The sequence below is a fragment of the Mixta sp. genome, assembly GCF_024610815.1.
Classification (GTDB): domain Bacteria; phylum Pseudomonadota; class Gammaproteobacteria; order Enterobacterales; family Enterobacteriaceae; genus Mixta; species Mixta calida.
In genome coordinates this window covers 1-3,491 of record NZ_JANION010000211.1, presented here as the reverse complement: position 1 = coordinate 3,491, position 3,491 = coordinate 1, and the positions used below count along the sequence as shown (strand labels likewise).

Genomic DNA, 3,491 nt, shown 5'->3' with positions numbered 1-3,491 from the left:
GGGTACATACCGGGCTGGATGTGTTAGGCGCCGTACCCATTGTCGGCGTGGTTGCCGATGGGGCTAATGCGGCAATTTATACTGCTGAAGGCGATTACGGCAACGCGGCATTGTCTGCGGCATCAGCCGCCGCAAACTTCGTGCCCGGAGGCGGAGCCGCATTCAAAGCGGGTAAGCTGGCGGCAAAAACAGGCAAAGCGCTGGAAGCGGCGAAAGCAGGAAAAGCCGTAGCAAAAGAAGGCGCAGAGCTGACTGAAAAGGCCATCGTAAAAAGCGAGAAAGCTGCTTTAAAAGCCGAAGGGAAGGTGGCAAAAGAGGAGACGGGATCGGTTTTACAGGCGAAGAAAGCTGGCAGCGAAAAAGGGGGCAGTAATAAGGGCAAAGGCGGCAAAAAACAGACAGAAAGCTGTAAAAATGGCCTGCTGATTGGTAACCCCGTGAACCCGCTGCTCGGCATTAAGGTACTGGCGGGAGATGATGATCTTGATTTTGCCTTTCCGGCCGCCGTGCCGCTTAACTGGCAACGTTATTACTATTCTGACGAGTTAGCGAATGGTTGGCTTGGACAAGGATGGTTTTTGCCTTTTTCGCCGGAAGTCCGCGAAACGGATGACGTTCTGCGTTATATCGATGAGCAAGGACGCGAAATCGATTTTCCTCGCATCGCTCCAGGCCTGCCAGCTCGCCTGCATCGCTATGAACAGCTTACCTTGTCGCAGCCGAAGCAAGGACTTTATCGTCTGTCGACCTCTGACGAACAACGTCACTGGCTGTTCAGCCAGGAAGTGGAGACTGGCCGCTTTTTGATGACGGCTATGGAAGATGCGCATGGCAATCAGCTTACTATCCATTACGACAGCAACAACTTGCCAGCGGAAATCATAGACAGCGCCGGACGTCGCTTTCTGATCCAGTTCGCCGAGCTTCGTCTATCGGATGGAGAGAATGTCAGGCGTATCGTCGCTGTAAGCTGCCGTCATCCTTCCGAGCCGGAGCTACCTGAAATGCTCTGCCGCTATGACTATTCGGAAGAGGGCGATTTAATTGCCGTGCGTAACGGTAAAGATGAAGTCGTCAGAGATTTCCGTTATCGCAACCATATTATGGTCGCGCATCGTCTGGCGGGCGAAATGGCCTGTTTTTATCACTACGACCGTCACGATGTACACGGCAAAGTGCTGGCGCACCGCAACAGCCTGGGGCAGACCTGGCAATTTGACTATCAGCCGAATGCCACGCTTGTTACTGATGTGCTCGGCCGCAAAACGCGTTACGAGTTCGATGATAATCATGAACTGACTGCGCTCGTTAATACTCAGGGAGGAATCACGCGTATTAAGCGTAATGCGCGCGGGCAAGCTATTGCGGTAACCGATCCGGCTGGGCGCATTACCCGTTATCGCTATGACGAACGCGGAAACTGTACGGCGGTAATTTCGCCGGATGGGGGAATGACGCGCATTGATTTTCACCCCCACTGGAACAGGCCGGTGCGTATTACCGATATGCTCGGCGCATCGCGTGAATTTACCTGGGATGTGGCAGGTAACCTGATACGTGAAATGGATGAGCTGGGCCGTATCACAGAATATAACCATGATGATGCCGGTAATCTGGTCCGCATTCGCGATGCGGCATCGGGTATTCAGACGTTTACCTGGAATGCGGCGGGTTTCCTTTTATCCCATACGGACTGTTCTGGCCGTACAACGCAGTACAGCTATGACAAATATGGTTGGCTTAAAAGCCGCACTGATGCGGCGGGCAACATCACAACATGGCAACACAACGCTGACGGCTTGCCGGTAAAGGTGTCTCACGCTGATGGCGGTACGGAAATATATGATTATGACCGTTATCGTCGTCTGGTGAGCTTTACCAGCGCCGAAGGCCAGCGCACCCACTGGGAGCTGGGCGGCGATGGTTTGCCTGAGGCGCGTATCGATGCATTGGGTCACCGCATCACTTATCAATATGATGAAGCGCGCCGTCTTACGGGGTTGGTTAATGAAAACGGCGTGCGCTATGAGATGGCCTGGGACGCGCTGGATAATCTTATTCGCGAGTGCGGCTTCGACGGTCGTCAGACCGAATATGAATATGACGCCAGCGGCTGGCCCGTTGCGCGTAAAGAATATGGCAACACCGGAAAGGAAAGCGTCATTCAGACGCGCTGGCAGCGTGATGCAGCCGGACGTCTGCTGGAGAAGCTGGTGGCCCAGGGCAGTAAACGTCAGTGGCAGCGCACCCGTTATCGTTACGATGCAAACGGTCGCCTTATCACCGGGATTAACTCAGGCGGACGCGTAGAGCTGGAATGGGATGCTGCCGGTCAGCTGCTAAGAGAACAAACGCTGACGCGTGGTAAAAGCGTCATTCTGCAACATCAGTACGACGAGCTGGGCAACCGTACTGTTACCACTTTGCCTGACGGTCGTGAAATCAGGCATTTTTATTACGGCAGCGGGCATCGCATTCAGGTGAACTGGGGCAGGCGGGTTATCAGCGAGAGCGGGCGTGATGCCCTGCACCGGGAAGTACGCCGCACCCAGGGCATACTGACCAGCGAATATGTATACGATGAGGCGGGCCGCCTGATAAGCCAGCGGGCGAGTTACAAAAATCAATTAGTGGTAGGACGTGAATATGCGTGGCGGCGCGACGGGCAGCTGAAGCAGATGACAGACAGCCACAGCGGCGCGCACCGCTACGGCTATGACGCACTGGGCAGGCTCACACAGGCCGAAGGCGAACGGTTTGCCTTCGACCCCGCCCATAATCTGCTGGAGCAGGAGAAGGCGCCGCCGCTGAGGGATAACCGCCTGCGGGTGCTCGGCGACTGCCGCTGGAACTACGACGCACACGGCAACGTCACGGAGAAACGCGCCGGCCGCCATACCGCGCAGCGTTTTCACTGGAACGCAGAGCATCAGCTGGAAGCGGCGGTGACCCGGCGTAACGGCACGGAGCAGCGAACCCGTTACGGCTACGATGCGTTCGGACGGCGCAGCTGGAAGCAGGACGCCTTCGGGGTGACGCGCTTTATCTGGGACGGCAACCGGCTGCTGAGCGAGGAGCGGGGCGAACGTCAGCACATCTGGATTTATGAGGATGAGGGCTTTGTGCCGCTGGCGCAAATCAGCACGCGGCGCGGGGAAAGTGAGCATGACGCGCAGGTGTACTGGTATCACACCGACCAGGCGGGGCTGCCGCGTGAACTGACGGGCGTGACGGGCGGGGTGGCATGGCGGGCAGATTACCGCGCCTGGGGCAGAACCGTGCGGGTAGAAGCGGGGCGGGAGGACGCAGGGCCGGTGCATCAGCCGCTGCGTTTTCAGGGGCAGTATTACGATGCGGAAACCGGTTTGCACTATAACCGGTTCAGGTACTATGATCCGGATGCGGGACGTTTTATCAGCCAGGATCCGATAGGGCTGGCGGGGGGACTGAATCTTTACCAGTATGCGCCGAATCCGCTGACGTGGATTGAT

The 3,491-nt window shown here is 56.7% G+C and carries 1 protein-coding gene; it reads left to right on the top strand.

Annotation, left to right across the window (positions count from 1 at the left end; translation table 11 throughout):
- On the top strand, window positions 1-3,491 hold a 3,491-nt coding region (locus MYY08_RS16125), incomplete at both ends, for an RHS repeat-associated core domain-containing protein (RefSeq protein WP_288014922.1).